General features: G+C 62.0%; 13 protein-coding genes. 4 read left to right on the top strand and 9 right to left on the bottom strand.

The window, feature by feature from the left end:
- The 4 genes from AC1D1P_RS03795 to AC1D1P_RS03780 all read right to left on the bottom strand — a co-directional run.
- Positions 1 to 1,122, bottom strand: a 1,122-nt coding sequence (locus tag AC1D1P_RS03795) for an iron-containing alcohol dehydrogenase (protein WP_477672127.1), incomplete at its 3' end; no start/stop codon positions are given.
- A complete protein-coding gene (locus AC1D1P_RS03790) occupies positions 1,119 to 1,640 on the bottom strand; it encodes an N-acetyltransferase family protein (protein WP_477670573.1) in 522 nt (173 codons plus the stop codon). The genes AC1D1P_RS03795 and AC1D1P_RS03790, both read right to left, overlap by 4 nt.
- Positions 1,627 to 3,012, bottom strand: coding sequence for a glutamine synthetase family protein (locus AC1D1P_RS03785; protein ID WP_477670574.1), 1,386 nt, complete (start codon positions 3,010 to 3,012; stop codon positions 1,627 to 1,629). Before AC1D1P_RS03785 ends, AC1D1P_RS03790 begins: the two co-directional genes overlap by 14 nt.
- 21 nt (positions 3,013 to 3,033) lie before the next feature.
- Positions 3,034 to 4,524, bottom strand: a complete 1,491-nt coding sequence (locus AC1D1P_RS03780) for an amino acid permease (RefSeq protein WP_477672126.1) — start codon at positions 4,522 to 4,524, stop codon at positions 3,034 to 3,036.
- Positions 4,525 to 4,714: 190 nt separating this feature from the next.
- On the opposite strand from AC1D1P_RS03780, the gene AC1D1P_RS03775 reads away from it, so the two are divergent.
- Positions 4,715 to 5,671, top strand: coding sequence for a helix-turn-helix domain-containing protein (locus AC1D1P_RS03775; RefSeq protein ID WP_477670576.1), 957 nt, complete (start codon positions 4,715 to 4,717; stop codon positions 5,669 to 5,671).
- Between the two features lie 113 nt (positions 5,672 to 5,784).
- Here AC1D1P_RS03775 and AC1D1P_RS03770 read toward each other — a convergent pair whose 3' ends face one another.
- The 5 genes from AC1D1P_RS03770 to AC1D1P_RS03750 form a co-directional block, all read right to left on the bottom strand.
- Positions 5,785 to 6,918, bottom strand: coding sequence for a 2-aminoethylphosphonate--pyruvate transaminase (locus AC1D1P_RS03770; RefSeq protein ID WP_477672125.1), 1,134 nt, complete (start codon positions 6,916 to 6,918; stop codon positions 5,785 to 5,787).
- Between the two features lie 32 nt (positions 6,919 to 6,950).
- Entirely contained in the window at positions 6,951 to 7,463 is a 513-nt protein-coding gene (locus tag AC1D1P_RS03765; RefSeq protein ID WP_477672124.1) for a DinB family protein, read from the bottom strand.
- A gap of 7 nt (positions 7,464 to 7,470) precedes the next feature.
- Positions 7,471 to 9,186, bottom strand: a complete 1,716-nt coding sequence (locus tag AC1D1P_RS03760; protein WP_477672123.1) for a putative 2-aminoethylphosphonate ABC transporter permease subunit — start codon at positions 9,184 to 9,186, stop codon at positions 7,471 to 7,473.
- Entirely contained in the window at positions 9,186 to 10,238 is a 1,053-nt protein-coding gene (locus AC1D1P_RS03755; RefSeq protein ID WP_477672122.1) for a putative 2-aminoethylphosphonate ABC transporter ATP-binding protein, read from the bottom strand. The genes AC1D1P_RS03760 and AC1D1P_RS03755 overlap by 1 nt, the downstream gene beginning before the upstream one ends.
- Before the next feature lie 136 nt (positions 10,239 to 10,374).
- Entirely contained in the window at positions 10,375 to 11,433 is a 1,059-nt protein-coding gene (locus AC1D1P_RS03750) for a putative 2-aminoethylphosphonate ABC transporter substrate-binding protein (RefSeq protein ID WP_477672121.1), read from the bottom strand.
- Between the two features lie 180 nt (positions 11,434 to 11,613).
- Here AC1D1P_RS03750 and AC1D1P_RS03745 point away from each other — a divergent pair, with 180 nt between their 5' ends.
- The 3 genes from AC1D1P_RS03745 to AC1D1P_RS03735 form a co-directional block, all read left to right on the top strand.
- Positions 11,614 to 12,429, top strand: a complete 816-nt coding sequence (locus AC1D1P_RS03745) for a phosphonate utilization associated transcriptional regulator (protein ID WP_477672120.1) — start codon at positions 11,614 to 11,616, stop codon at positions 12,427 to 12,429.
- On the top strand, positions 12,416 to 13,654 hold the full coding sequence (phnA, locus tag AC1D1P_RS03740) for a phosphonoacetate hydrolase (RefSeq protein ID WP_477672119.1): 1,239 nt from the start codon (positions 12,416 to 12,418) through the stop codon (positions 13,652 to 13,654). Before AC1D1P_RS03745 ends, phnA begins: the two co-directional genes overlap by 14 nt.
- Positions 13,655 to 13,752: 98 nt before the next feature.
- A partial coding sequence (locus AC1D1P_RS03735) for an aldehyde dehydrogenase family protein (RefSeq protein ID WP_477672128.1) occupies positions 13,753 to 14,823 on the top strand: 1,071 nt, incomplete at its 3' end.

Below are 14,823 nucleotides of genomic sequence, written 5' to 3'. Positions count from 1 at the left end.
CTCGAACAATCGCTGGAAGTCCTCAGCCTTGCAGGGCCRTGGATTCGTCTGGTGGCAGATGTCGGCCGTGGCGATCTCGACCAGGCGCGGCAGGTGTTCGCGCTTGACGCCGTGGGCCGACAGCGGGCCGGTGATGCCCACGCTCTCCTTGAGCTGCTTGAGCCAGGCTACAAAAGCCTTGCCACCGCCGGCCACGCCGCATACGTGGGCCAGCTCGTCAAATTTGGCGGGCGCCGATTCGTAGTTCCACGCCAGCACGGTGTCGATCATCAGCGCATTGGCCAGGCCGTGGTGCAGGTCGCAGACAGCGCCCAGCGCGTGGGCACATGAATGCACGGCGCCCAGGTCTTTCTGGAAGGCGATGGCGCCCATCATGGAGGCCATCATCATGTCGCTGCGCGCCTGCAGATTCGACGGTTCCTTGACAGCCTTGAGCAGTGCGTGGGCTGCGATGCGCGTGCCTTCGAGTGCAATGCCGTCGCACAGCGGGTGATAGGCCGGTGAGAGGTAACTCTCGATGTTGTGCGTGAGCGCGTCCATGCCGGTGGCGGCCGTCACATGCGGTGGCAGGCCGAGCGTGAGTTCGGGGTCGGCAAACACCACTTTCGCCAGAATTTTTGGGCTGAACACCACGCGCTTGAGGTGCGTGTCGTTTTCGCTGACGACGCTGGAACGGCCGACTTCGGAGCCGGTACCCGAGGTGGTGGGCAGGGCCACGAAGTACGGCAGCTCATTGACGATGGGCCGTACCTGCGGATGGTCCCAGACGTATTCAAGGATGTCGCCCTCATGCGTGGCGGCGATGCCGACCACCTTGGCCACGTCCAGCGCCGCGCCGCCGCCGAAACCAATCACGCAGTCGGCCTTGTGGGCCTTGTAGGCTGCGGCACCGTCCATGACCTGGCTGCAGGTCGGGTTGCCGAAGACGCCCGAGAACACGGCCACGTCCAGGCCGGCCAGGTGGGTCCTGAATTCGGCCAGCACGGGCAAGGCGCCCAGCGCCTTGTCGGTCACGATGAGCGGGCGTTTGCAGCCCGCTTCTTTCAGGGTGTCGGCGACGAGCTTGCGCGCGCCTGCGCCGAACTTGATGGTGGTGGGGAAGGAAAAACCGGTGATGCTCATAGTGGTGCGACCTGGAAGTACATGTGTTGTTTGCCGTAAGAGACATTGTTGACCCGAATCGCGTCGGGCTCTATGCCGAAGGATTTAAACCCGCATTTCTCGTAGAGCGCCGTCGCCTCGCGGTTGCCGGCGGTGACCGTCAGCACCACGAGCTCCACGCCGCCGGCGCGGGCCTCGTCCAGCACCTTGCCGACCAGCGCCCGGCCTATGCCATGCCCCTGGTATTCGGGCGCGACGTACATCGCGACCAGCGTGGCCTTGTGACGGTTCTTCAGCCGCGTCTCGCGGTTCAGCCCCACCACGCCGGCCATCGCACCGTCCACAAAGGCGGCCCACATGACGGTGTCGCCGGCGGGTGAAAGGCGCTTTTCGGTGTCGGCCGGCACGCGCAGGTTTTCTTCCTCAAAGCTGGAGGTGAAGGCATCCGCGTGCTCGCGCAGGCCGCGCAGGCGGAATTCGCGGTAAATGGCGGCGTCGGGCACGGTCAGCCTGCGGATCAGGAGGTCAGATGATTTCAAAATAGCGTTTCATTTCCCAGTCGGTGACGGCGTCCAGCCATTGGCGCCATTCCCACTCGCGCGTTGCCGCGAAGTGATCCACGAAAGTATCGCCCAGCCAGTCGCGCGCGATGTCCGATTTCTGGAAAATACGTGTGGTTTCGATCAAGGTGCGCGGTGCGCGGGCAATGTGTTCGGCTCCCTGGTTGGTGCCGGTGATCGGCGCGCCCAGCTTGAGGCCTTTTTCGACGCCGTCCAGTCCCGCAGCGATGACGGCCGCCATCGCCAGGTAGGGGTTCACGTCGGCGCCGGGGCAACGGGTTTCCAGCCGGGTGGCTTTGGCGCTGCCCGCGATCACGCGGAAACTTGCAGTGCGGTTGTCCATGCCCCAGGTCGGCTTCACAGGCGCCCAGAAGCCGTCGACCAGGCGCTTGTAGCTGTTGATGGTGGGCCAGATCATGGGACCGAACTCCATCATGCAGGCGACCTGGCCGGCAACATAGCTCTCGAACAGCTTGCTCATCTTGCGTGGGTGCTTTGCGTCGAAGAACAGGTTGGTCTTGCCGTCCGACAAACTCTGGTGGATGTGGCCGCTGCAGCCCGGCAGCTGCTGATGGGGCTTGGCCATGAAGCTGGGCATGATGCCAAAACGCGAGCCGATCTCTTTGGCGCCGGTCTTGAACAGGATGGCGCGGTCGGCCTGCTCCAGTGCCTCGCTGAAGCCAATGGCTACTTCATACACGCCCGGCCCGGTTTCGGTGTGCAGGCCTTCGATGGGGATGCCGAAGGCCAGCATCTCGTCCATGATGGCGTTGAAGAAATCCTGGTTCTCGTTCATGCGCAGCAGCGAATAGCCGAACATGCCGGGCGTGAGTTTTTCGGCCCCCACGCCGTTTTTCGCGGCCCAGCTGTGCGGCGTTTCCAGGAAGTTGAACCACTCGAACTCCATACCGGTCATGGGCATGAAGCCCATTTTTTCGGCGCGCTTGAGCACGCGCTTGAGCGTCTGGCGTGGGCAGACGGCGTGYGGCGTGCCGTCGGCATTCACGAATTCACCCAGCACAAAGGGCACGTTGTTGTCCCAGGGCACGTGRCGTGTGGTGGCCAGGTCCAGCCGTGCCAGCGCATCCGGAAAGCCGTGCTGCCACCCTGTCACCGAGGTATTGTCGTAGCAGTTGTCCATCATGTCCCAGCCCAGCACCACGTCGCAAAATCCAAAACCGCCCGCCGGGTAGGGCTCGGCCGCGCCGAAGAACTTGTCCTTGTGCAGGTACTTGCCGCGCAGCACACCGTCGATGTCGCTGACGGCAACCTTCATCTTGTTGGCGCCCGACTTGCGCAGCATCTCCAGGGCTGGATGGGGGGCGGAGGATTTGGTGGCTTTTTTGGGCATGGTCGTGGGCACCTTTTGGTTTTAGGGGTGGGCGCTTGCCCGGCCTTTTTCGGCCAGGCCAATCGCAAATTCTTCTTCCGGCGAGAGGATCAGCCGGTGCCGGCCCATCACCGCGAAGTAACTGACGCCGATGGCAAACCACAGCGCCACCCACAGCACGCCCACGCGGTAGATCGGGTCGCTGAGCTGGAAGTAGATGGTGACCAGGGCGATGAGCAGGGTCAGCACCGCGCCCGTGACACCCAGGGGGCTGCGGTAGGGGCGCTCCATATTCGGCAGCTTGCTGCGGAGCCGAATGAACGACAGCGCCTGCATGACGTAAGAGAACATGGCGCCGAACACCGCCATGTTGAGCAAGGTGCCGCCGATGACGGCCGAGCCTTTGTCAACGCCCAGCGAAAACCACAGCACAAACATGACCACCAGCGCCACCACCGAGCCGACGATCATGGCGATGTGCGGAGTCTTGCGGCTGCCGTGCGTGACGGACAGTGCCGAAGGAAAGTACCCGGCGCGGCTTAGCGAATAGATCTGCCGGCCCTTGGCAAAGATGATGGTGTGAAAACTCGCCACCAGGCCCAGCACGGCCACCAGCGCCAGTATCTTGGCGATGCCGTTGCCGTAAATTGCCTTGAAGCCGTCGAGCAGCGGCTCACCCGAGGTGCTCAGCGCGTGCGAGCCTATGCCTGCGACCGAGGGGTTGAGCCAGAGGATCATGAAGGCCGAGAGGATGAGCGTGAAGATGCCGGCAATGATGCCGCGCGGCATGTCACGGCGCGGGTCCACCGACTCTTCAGCCGCCAGCGGTAGCTGCTCGATTGCCAGGAACAGCCACACCGCAAATGGCAGCGACGCCAGCACGCCGGCGAAGCCCAGCGGCAGGAAGGGACCGCGGCCCTCGGGCAGCACGGCGCCGCCGGCGCCGACATTCATGGCCCAGCGTGCGAAGTCGATCTTGGGAAAGGCGCTGATCCAGAACGCCACCAGGCAGGCCAGCGCCAGCAGCGTGACGGCCAGTGTGATCTTGAACGACAGCTCGACGCCGATGATGTTCAGCCCGATGAAGACGATGTAAAAACCGATCCACCACAAAGGCTGCCAGGCCGGTGGTGTGCCGAAGATGCTGCCCATGTAGCTGCCGATGAAGAACACGATGACGGCCGGCGTCAGCACGTATTCCACGTTTTCGGCCAGCCCGGTTAGAAAGCCACCCCAGGGCCCCATGGCGGTGCGCGCAAAGGAATAGGCGCCACCGGTATGGGGCAGCGCAGGCGACATTTCGGCCAGCGAAAAGGTCAGGCCAAGATACATCACGGAGATGATGATGGTGGCCAGCAACATGCTGCCCCAGCCGTTGGCCAGACCCAGGTTCCAGCCGGCGAAGTGGCCGGAGATCACGGCGCCAACGCCGAGTGCCCAGAGCGACCAGACACCGGCATAGCGGCGCAGCCCCCTCTTTTCAAAATAGCTGCCGTCGACTTTCGCGTATTGCACGCTGGAACGTTCTGACATGGTGGCTCCCTTATAGGTTGCAAGGTTGAGGGCCCGGTGGGGCTGTCTTGCATCGTAGGGCGAGCGTAGGTGCGCTGAAATCCCATTTCGGCAAGTAACGCAGCGAGAGTGAGCTTAAAGAGACGGCGAGTAAGTCGAAGTGTTTCAAAGCGTTGCTTGCACACGGCACGAATCCTGCAAGAATGCGGCCATGGTCCACACGCCTGACACTCTCCCGCCAGCCCTGCTGTCCCGCGCGTCGTTCGCCGACGCAGACGAGCAGGCGGCGGCACTCACGGGCTGGAACCAGAGCTACCTCCAGCTGTCTCGCGGTGCGTTCGGTGGGGAAGTGCGCCAGCTGGAATTCGCGGGCCTTCGCCTCTTTGTGGAAAGCCTGCGGGAGTCGGTGTACCAGACCGGACGGATACGCGATGGTGCCCTGGCCTTGGGGCTGCCGCTTCAGGTCGAAGGCCCCAGCGTTTTTTGCGGCGCGCCCAGCGACGCTGGTGCATTGCATGTGTTTTCGGGGGCGTCGGGTTTTGAGTTCCGCTCTTCCCGGCGTCATGTGATGCTGGGGCTGGAGCTCGATGAGGCGGCCTGGCGCCGCTGCAGCCGACATGACCCGGCACTGCAAGCCCGGCTGGGTGCGCAGGCCGGCTTGCGCAGGCTGGACGCTGCGGCACAGGCCAGTCTCCGGCAATGCCTCACGGGTGTGATGGATACCGTGGAGGCTGCCCCGGCGCTGCTGCAGTCTGCATCCGTCCAGGCGGCGATGCTTGACACCGTGATGGAGCAACTCGGCCGCGTACTTGCGCCGGTGGATACCGTGGATTCGGCCGGCACCCATGCGCACTGGACGCTGACGCGGCGCGCCCGCGAGCTGGTGCATACGCAGCTCGATCAACCGCCTACGGTCCTGGCCCTGTGTGAACAGCTCGGCGTGAGCCGCCGAACCTTGCAAAACGGTTTTCAAACGGCGCTGGGCATCAGCCCATTGGCTTACCTGCGCGCCGTGCGTTTGAACGCGGCCAGGCAGGCATTGAAGACCGCTACGTCCGTGACGGCGGCTGCAACGCACCTTGGGTTTTGGCATTTTGGTCATTTCGCGCACGACTATCAGCAAATGTTTGGCGAGTTGCCTTCCGAGGCGTTTCGCCGAAGTCACTAGGCCCCCACGGTCGCTCACTTCGTGTAGCTCCCTGCCCCCCGAGGGGGACGCCCGCCTGTGGCCCGGCAAAGCCGGTTCCACGGCTCATGCTTGTAAAGAGACGTTCTCAGGGCCTACGCTCCGTGCGCGTGGGTTGCCGGTGCGGCGGACGTGATGCCCACGTCCTGCAGGGCACCCGCCACAGCCAGTACGGCTTGCTCGATCTCGTTCGGGCCGATCGCACCGATGCAGCCCACCCTGAAAGTTTCTACTTGTGTGAGCTTGCCCGGGTATAGGACAAAGCCGCGATCTCGTGCAGCGGCATAGAACTTCTTGAATTCGTAGCGGCTGTCGCCTGGCGCGTGGAAGGTCACGATGATGGGCGCCTGGATGGCCGGGTCCAGGAAGGGTTTGAAACCGAGCCTTGCCATGCCGGTGACCAGGGTGGTGTAGTTGGCGGTATAGCGCGCCAGGCGCGCTGGCTGGCCGCCTTCTTCCTCAAACTGGGCAATGGCTTCGGCCAGCGCCACCACCACATGGGTGGGCGGCGTGAAGCGCCACTGCGTGGTTTTTTCCATGTAGGCGTGCTGGTCGTGCAGGTCCATGGCCAGCGACTGGCTGCGGCCGGCACAACCGTCCAGTACGGCCTTGCGGATGAAGACAAAACCCATGCCGGGCACACCTTCAAGGCATTTTCCGCTGGCCGCCACCAGTGCGTCGAAATGCACCTTGCGCGCGTCGATGTCTATCGCGGCGAAGGAACTCATGGCGTCCACCAGCAGGCCCTTGCCATGGGTTTTGCAGACATCGGCCACTTCCTTCAGCGGGTTAAGTACCCCCGCGCCTGTCTCGCAGTGGATCAGCATGACGTGGGTGATGCTGGTGTCGGCTTCCAGCATGGCGTCCAGTGCGGCGGGAGAGACCTGTGCAGCTTCGTCGAAGGGCATGATGGTGCAGCGCCGTCCCATCAGCGTGGTGAGCCTGGCTGCACGCTTGCAATAAGCGCCGTTGTCCATCACCAGTACGTGGCCGTCTTTCGGTACCACCGTAGCCACCGCCGCCTCCACGCTGAAAGTGCCGCTGCCTTGCAGAGGAACGACGACGTGCGATTCCTGCCCATGGATGACGGCCAGCAGGCTTTTGCGCACACTCGCGGTCACTGCATTGAAATCGCTGTCCCAGGAGCCCCAGTCTTTCAGCATCGCGAGCTTGGTGCGCAGGGTGGTGGTCAGCGGCCCGGGGGTGAGGAGGATTTTGTCTCTGTCCATTTGTTATGCCTGTGGTCTTCGTTGCGGGCGATTCAATTCAGTCGGGCCGGGTATCCCTGCAGGAATACGGGCAGGTCCATGCCTGGGGGGCGCGCAGGAACCTGGTAGATCATGTCGGCCACGTAGCCCCGGTGGTAGGTCTTGTGGTTGACAACGTGCAGCAGCATGTCTCCCCGTGTCATGGCACTCGCTTCGCCATCGATGAACGTGAAATGCACGATCTCGTCGAGCGCTTCAAGGCTCATGGCGTCTGCGTATTCGATGTACCAGATGTCGATTTGCCCCTGAGCTGCGCATAGCTCTTCCAGTGTGGGGGTCGCCTCTGTGTTGCGGGAGCTGAAGCCATGCGGCCGCCCCTGCAGGTGCGCCTGCCAGATGAGATCCACCACATAGGCGTGGTTCAGCGTGCGAAGCATGTTGCCAAAGCCGGTCGCGCGCGATGCCAGGAGTTCAGCTGCGGGAAGTTGCTTTAATGCGCCGAACAGACGGTCGTTGGCCCACGCGCTGTAACGTGTGAGCATGCGGATGTTGCGCTGGGCTGTCATAAAGCGCCTAGCGCGAACTGATTCGCCATGCTTGCGTACGGCGGTTGACCCACCACGCCAGCGCCATGAAAAGCAGAGTTGCAATCGTTGATGCCATACCGATCAGGACGGCCATGGCTGCGGCAGCGCCCATTTCGCCGGCTTCATCCAGGTTCAGGATGGCGATCGACGCGACTTTGGTTTCGGGCGAATAGAGAAACACCACGGCGGAGATGGTGGTCATGGCGTTGATGAAGAAGTAGCGCGCAATGTCGACCAGCGCGGGCGTGCAGATGGGCAGTGTGACGCGCCAGAAGGTCTTGAAGAAGGGCACCTTGAGCGAGGCGCTGACGGCTTCAAATTCGCCATCAAGGCTCTTGAGTGCGGTCACCGCTGTGAGGTGGCCGGTGGTGTAGAAGTGAACAATGGTGCACAGCGTGAGCAGGGTCAGCGTGTGGTACAGGCCGTTCAGAGGATTGTCGGGCGCATTGAAAAAGAAGATGTAGCCCAGGCCCAGCACCAGGCCGGGTACGGCCATGGGCAACATGGCCAGCATGCGCACAAAGCCGCGCAGGCCGTCCATGCCTTTGGTCTTTTCGAGCAGGTAGGCGCTGCAAAACACCAGCGCGGTGCCGAAGAAGGCCGTGCCCGCCGCCATCTTCAGGCTGTTGAGAAAACCGACACCGACTTCCGCGTCGATCAGGCCCATGGTGTAGTGGCGCAGGCTGGGCGTAAGGTTGTAGGGCCAGAAGCTGGCGAAGGATGCGAACACCGCCATGCCCAGCATGGCCAGCACCAGGAAGGCGATGGCGCAGCAGTACAGCGTCATGACCCGGTCGTAGCCGAGCGAAGGCGTGGGCCGGTAGGGCACGGCACGCGCCGTCAGCATCGCGGTCTGGCGTTTGCTGACGTAGCTGTCCACCGCGAATGTCAGGACGGCAGGCGCCAGCAACAGGATGGCGACCACTGCGCCCTTGGCGAAATCCTGCTGGCCGATCACCAGCTTGAAAACGTCGGTGGCCAGCACATTGAAGTTGCCGCCTATCACCTTGGGAATGCCGAAGTCCGTCATGACCAGCGTGAAGGTGACGAGCGCTGCGGAGATGAGACCGTATTTGGCGCCGGGCAGCGTGATGGTGAAGAACTTGCGCCTGGCGCTGGTGCCCATGGCATTGGCTGCCTCGTACAGCCGAGCGTCGGACAGGCTGAGCGCGGTAACCAGAATCATCAGCGCATGCGGAAACACCGCAAAACATTCGGCCACCACAATGCCGGGCGCACCATAAATCTGGTCGATACCGATACCCTGCATCCAGCCCTTGAGCACCCCCTGGTTGCCAAACCAGTAAATCAGCGAAATGGCTGACAGCAGGGAAGGTGCCAGCAGGGGAACCAGCGTGATGCCGCGAAACAGCGCCTTGTATTGCATGCACGAACGGGTCAGCGCATAGGCAAAACCAAACGCCAGGGGTACCGCAATCAGGGTGACGGCGCCTGAAATCCAGAGACTGTTCCACAGGCTTTCCAGTAGAGCCGGAGTCTTGGCGTACTCGATGAAGTTGTCAAGCCAGATGAAATCCCCGGCCTTGTCCTGTACGGCCTGCTGCAGGATGGCCAGCAGCGGGGCTGCCAGAAATGCTATCAAAATAATAGCCGCCAGCGCAAGGGCAGCGTAGGCCAGGTGGTCAATCCAGTGCACGCGCTGCCGCACCAGGGGCAAAGCAGGAGGTGTGTAGACGGGCATCAGAACACCTTGATGCGCTCTGGCAGCAACTTGAGGGGGAGGGTCGAGCCTACCTGCAAGGATTGCTCCGACAGGAAATTGAGCGAGAGGTAAACCGTGAGCTTGTGGCTGCCGAGTGCAGGAGAGGCCACGTGAACGTGGCAGAAGGAGCCGAGGAATTCGATCTTTTCGATAGTGGCGTCGAACACGTGGGCATCATCCGCTGCAATGGGCCGGGCCAGCACATCTTCCGGGCGCAGGTAAACCTTGACCTCGCGGTCGGTGCCGTCGCAAGGCAGGCACAAGGTGCCGAACCTCATCTGGCCGCCGTTGACATGCGCAGGCATGACATTGACCTTGCCGACAAAATCCGCCACGAACGGCGAAGCCGGCTCGCGGTAAATTTCCATCGGTGTTCCCACCTGTTCGATCAGGCCGTGATTCATTACCACGATGCGGTCGGCCACGCTCAAGGCTTCTTCCTGGTCGTGCGTCACCATGATGGTGGTTACGCCCAGTTTCTGCTGCAGCGCGCGAATTTCCTGGCGCAGGCGGACGCGCTCGAGCGCATCGAGCGCCGAAAGAGGTTCATCGAGCAATAGCAAGCCTGGGGAGGTGGCGAGCGCGCGCGCCAGCGCAATACGCTGCTGCTGACCGCCCGACAACTGGCTGGGATATTTGGCTTCGCTGCCCGGCAGACCCACAAGCTTGACCAGCTCGCTCACGCGTTGGGCCGCTTCAGCCTTGGGCGTCTTGCGATTGACCAGCCCATAGGCCACGTTATCGGCCACGCTCAGATTGGGAAAGAGCGCGTAACTCTGAAACACGATGCCGTAGTCACGCAAAGCCGGCGGCAGCCGCGAGATGTCACGCCCACCCTGGTGCACCTCACCCGAGGTCTGAACCTCCAGCCCGGCAATGATCCGCAGCAAAGTCGTCTTGCCGCAACCTGATGGGCCGAGGAAGCACACGAACTCGCCCTTGCGGATGTCCAGGTTGATGTCTTGCAGCGCGGTGAAGGCGCCGAACTCCTTGCGGATATGACGCAGGCTCAGAAAAGTGTCGTTGTTCATTCGTGGGTCATACGTGTATTACCTGAACGGTCGCGCCAGCGCAAAGGGCAAGCAGCGGCGTGGAACCGGCTCCGCCGGGCCACAGCGGCTGTCCCCCTGAGGGGGAGACGGCGGCCAAAAGGCCGCCGACAGGGGGCTACTTCTTCTCTGTTTTGGAGTTATAGCGCTTCGTCCACTCGTTCAAAATGCGCTCGCGGTTGTCCGCTGCCCAGCTGAAATCCATCTTGACGAGGCGGGCCTCATAGTCTTTCGGCACATTGGCCAGAGGCGGCGCCAGTCCAGGCTGCGCGGTGATGGCGAAGTTCTTGCCGTAGAGCATCATCGCGTCCTTGCTCGAAGCCCAGTCAGCCAGTTTCTTGGCGGCGTCCAGCTTCTTGGTGCCTTTGTGGATGGCAAAGGCTTCCAGGTCCCAGCCCAGTCCTTCCTTGGGGAACACCAGATCAATTGGCGCGCCCTTGGCCTTGTTGGTGTTGCCGCGGTACTCAAACGAAATGCCCGCCAGAAATTCTCCGGAGGCGGCCATGTTGCAGGGCTTGGAACCCGAATGGGTGTACTGCGCGATGTTTTCGTGCAGGGCGTCCATGTACTTCCAGCCGCCGCCCTTGCCGTCTTTATCGCCGAAAAGCGTGAGCCAGGCGGTCACGTCGAAGTAGCCGGTGCCGCTGGAGGCGGGGTTGGGCATGACGATCTGGCCTTTGTAAATGGGCTTGGTCAGGTCCTGCCAGGTCTCGGGTGTGGGGATGTTTTTCTTTTTGGCTTCGACGGTGTTGAAGCACACGGTGGCGCCCCACACGTCCATGCCGAACCAGGCGGGGACTTTTTTCTTGTCGCGGTACTGGCTCATGATGCCGTCAAGGTTGATCGGCGCGTAGGGTTCGAGCATGCCCTGCTTGTCGAGCAGGGCCAGGCTGGAGGCGGCCACACCCATGATGGTGTCGGCCTGGGGGTTGGATTTTTCGGCGAGCAGCTTGGCGGTGATCACACCGGTCGAGTCGCGGACCCATTTGATTTCGATATCGGGGTAGACCTTGTTGAAGCCCTCTTGATAGGCCTTGATCTGGTCGGTTTCCAGCGCGGTGTAGACCAGCAGCTGGGTTTTCTGGGCGAATGCGCCGGTGGCAGCGGTGAGCAGGCCAAAAAAGCCGATAAGAGCGATCGCCTTTGGCAGGGATTTGAGATGGGTAGCCAGCTGCATAAAAAGTCCTTTGTGGAAAACCTGCAATGTTGTGACCTGTTCGTGTCGGGGCAGTGACACTGCGATGACCAACCTGTGTTCAGGTCATATCAACCCAGCTCAATATTTATTTAACGCTGCCCCTTTTATCTTGTCAATTGTTTTTTGCAGATTGTTGACAATCCTGTGTTTTGTGCTTCAATGCAGAGCATGAATGCCGTGTTTCATCCCACTATCGCGCTGTTGCAGACCAGTTCCCTCACCACCGTGGTGCAGCAGGAAATCGAGCGTGCCATTCTTGTTGGCGAATACGAACCGGGCAGCAAACTCATTGAAGCGGCGTTGGCCGAAAAGATGGGTGTCTCCCGCGGACCAGTGCGTGAAGCCTTCCGCATGCTGGAGGAAGCCGGCCTGGTGCGCAACGAAAAAAACCGCGGCGTCTTCGTGCGTGACATTCCCATCGAGGAAGCTGTCGAGATTTTCGATCTGCGCGCCGCGATGGACGAACTCGTAGGCCGCCAGCTTGCCAGGAACATCACGCCGGCCCAGCTCAAGGAAATCCGGGGTCTCGTCGACTCGATGGAAAAGGCCGTCAAGGCAGAAGACGCCTACAACTACCACCTGCTTAACCTGAAATTCCACGACCGGCTGGTGGAAATGGCCGGCAACAGCAAGCTCACGGCCATCTATCGCAAGCTCATCAAGGAGCTGTCGCTGTTCCGGCGCCTGAACCTGGCCGACGGCTGGCTCATGCCGATCTCGGCCAGCGAACACCGGCAGATCGTCAAGGCCATCGCGTCCGGCGACGCAGACGTCGCGGGCCGGGCCATGTACGACCACGTGATCGAAAGCAAGGAGCGCACGATTGAAAACGACCTGCGGCGACAGGCGCGCCTGCAGGCCAGCCCGGCTGCCCGTTCGGCACAGGCCAAAGCTGCGCACCTGATCGAAGACGACACCGCAAAAAGCCCAGAGAAAAACATGGAAAAGGGAAGACTCCAACGTGGCAGTCGCTGATAAAAAAACCGAAGTGAAAGTCAATGGCCGGGCGTACCGGTTGCCGACCCAGCCTGTAGTGGTGGTGTGCGTTGACGGCTGCGAGCCCGACTACCTGGCGCAGGCCGTGGCCACCGGCCACATGCCGTGGCTCAAGCGCACCCTGGCGCTGGGTTCGGGCCTGACGGGTGATTGCGTGGTGCCCAGCTTCACCAACCCCAACAACCTGTCTATCGTGACGGGCGCACCGCCCAGCGTGCACGGCATCTGCGGCAACTACCTGTTCGATACCGCCACCGAAACCGAGGTCATGATGAATGACCCCAAGTGGCTACGTGCGCCCACGCTGCTTGCGGCCCTTGCAGACGCGGGCAAGTCCCTGGCGGTGGTCACAGCCAAAGACAAGTTGCGCAAGCTGCTGGGCCACAAGATGAAGGGCATTTGTTTTTCATCCGAGAAGGCCGACCAGGTCACGCTGGAAGAAAACGGCATTGAAGACGTGCTGGGCCTGGTGGGCCAGCCGCTGCCCAGCGTCTACAGCGCAGACCTGTCGGAGTTCGTGTTTGCCGCCGGCGTGAAGATCATGCAGAAGTACAAACCTGATGTGATGTACCTGTCGACTACCGACTACGTGCAGCACAAGCACGCGCCCGGCACCGACGGCGCCAATTCCTTCTACCGCATGATGGACGGCTATATGCAGCAGCTCGACGACCTGGGTTGCGTGATCGTGCTCACGGCCGACCACGGCATGAATGCCAAGGTCGCCATGGACGGCACGCCCGACGTGATCTACCTGCAGGACTGGTTTGACAACTGGCTGGGCGCGGGCGTTGCGCGTGTGATTCTTCCGATCACCGACCCCTATGTGGTGCATCACGGCGCGCTGGGATCCTTCGCCACGGTCTACTTGCCCGAGGGCACGAACATCGAGGCTGCCCGCAAACGGCTGGCGGCGCTCAAGGGCATGGAGCTGGTGCTTTCACGTGAACAGGCCGCCGAGCGCTTCGAACTCCCGGCCGACCGGATCGGTGACATCGTGGCGGTGTCCGAACGTTTCACCGTGATCGGGACGTCGGCCTCGCGCCACGATCTTTCTGCGCTCGAAGTGCCCTTGCGGTCCCACGGCGGCATGAGCGAGCAGCGTGTCCCGCTGATCGTGAACCGGGACTTGCCGGGCCTGAACCGTAACCGGCGTTTTCGTAATTTCGATGCCTTCGATCTGGCGCTCAATTACGCCCAATAGATATCCGGCAACAAGCGCAAGAAACATGTCCGCACATAACCTGTCCTGAAAGCCGCAGAGTGATTGACCAGTACATCCGCGACCACCAGCTCAATGCCATGCGACTGGCTGGCCGCAAGGTTGGCGCTGGCCGGACCGGTGACCGCGCGATCGAGGTGTTCGATCCGTACACGACCAAGCTGCTGGGGAGCGTGCCCAAGGCCACGCTTGAGGAAGTCCGTGAAACCTTCGCCAGGGCGCACGCCTGCAAGCCCCAGCTGAGCCGTTATGAACGCGCAGCCATCCTCAACCGCGCGGCGGCCATCGTCCAGTCGCGGTTGATGGAGGTCGCGAATCTCATCACGGCGGAGGCGGGGCTCTGCCTGAAGGACTCCATCTACGAAGCAGGCCGTGTCAGTGACGTGCTGCTCTTCGGCGCAACCGAGGTGCTCAAGGACGACGGCCAGATCTTCAGCTGCGACCTCACGCCGCACGGCAAGAAGCGTCGCGTCTACACGCACCGCTCCCCGCTCCTGGGCGTGATCACCGCCATCACGCCGTTCAACCACCCGATGAACCAGGTGGCGCACAAGGTGGTGCCCAGCATTGCAAGCAACAATCGCATGGTGCTCAAACCTTCCGAGAAAGTGCCTTTCTCGGCCATCCTGTTCGCCGATATCCTCTATGAGGCGGGGTTGCCGCCCGAAATGCTCAGCGTGGTGACGGGTGACCCGCGCGAGATTGCGGACGAACTGATTACCAACCCGATGGTCGACCTGGTGACATTTACGGGTGGCGTGGCCATCGGCAAGTACATCGCCGGCAAGGCCGGTTACCGGCGCGTGGTGCTGGAGCTGGGCGGCAACGACCCCATCATCGTGATGGAGGATGCCGATCTCAATGAGGCCTCCACGCTGGCCGTGCAGGGTTCATACAAAAATTCAGGCCAGCGCTGCACGGCCATCAAGCGGCTCATGGTGCATGAGGCGGTGGCGGGCGAGTTTGTGGAGCAGGTGCTGGCCAAGACCCTGGCCTGGAAATACGGCGACCCGGCCGACAAGGCCAACGACATGGGCACGGTGATTGATGAGCCGGCGGCTATGCTGTTTGAGTCGCGTGTGAATGAAGCGGTGGCGCAGGGCGCGAAACTATTGGCGGGCAACCATAGGCGCGGCGCGCTTTATTCACCT

It is taken from the genome of Polaromonas sp. P1_E1_2 (assembly GCF_056406035.1).
The sequence above is the reverse complement of the archived record's forward strand: the minus strand, read 5'-3'. Positions and strand labels throughout refer to the sequence as shown.

Excerpts from the sequence above, each read along its gene's own strand:
- AC1D1P_RS03780 (WP_477672126.1), bottom strand. The coding sequence starts at position 4,524 with ATGTCAGAACGTTCCAGCGTGCAATACGCGAAAGTCGACGGCAGCTAT.
- AC1D1P_RS03775 (WP_477670576.1), top strand. The coding sequence starts at position 4,715 with ATGGTCCACACGCCTGACACTCTCCCGCCAGCCCTGCTGTCCCGCGCG.
- AC1D1P_RS03770 (WP_477672125.1), bottom strand. The coding sequence starts at position 6,918 with ATGGACAGAGACAAAATCCTCCTCACCCCCGGGCCGCTGACCACCACC.
- AC1D1P_RS03765 (WP_477672124.1), bottom strand. The coding sequence starts at position 7,463 with ATGACAGCCCAGCGCAACATCCGCATGCTCACACGTTACAGCGCGTGG.
- AC1D1P_RS03760 (WP_477672123.1), bottom strand. The coding sequence starts at position 9,186 with ATGCCCGTCTACACACCTCCTGCTTTGCCCCTGGTGCGGCAGCGCGTG.
- AC1D1P_RS03755 (WP_477672122.1), bottom strand. The coding sequence starts at position 10,238 with ATGAACAACGACACTTTTCTGAGCCTGCGTCATATCCGCAAGGAGTTC.
- AC1D1P_RS03750 (WP_477672121.1), bottom strand. The coding sequence starts at position 11,433 with ATGCAGCTGGCTACCCATCTCAAATCCCTGCCAAAGGCGATCGCTCTT.
- AC1D1P_RS03745 (WP_477672120.1), top strand. The coding sequence starts at position 11,614 with ATGCAGAGCATGAATGCCGTGTTTCATCCCACTATCGCGCTGTTGCAG.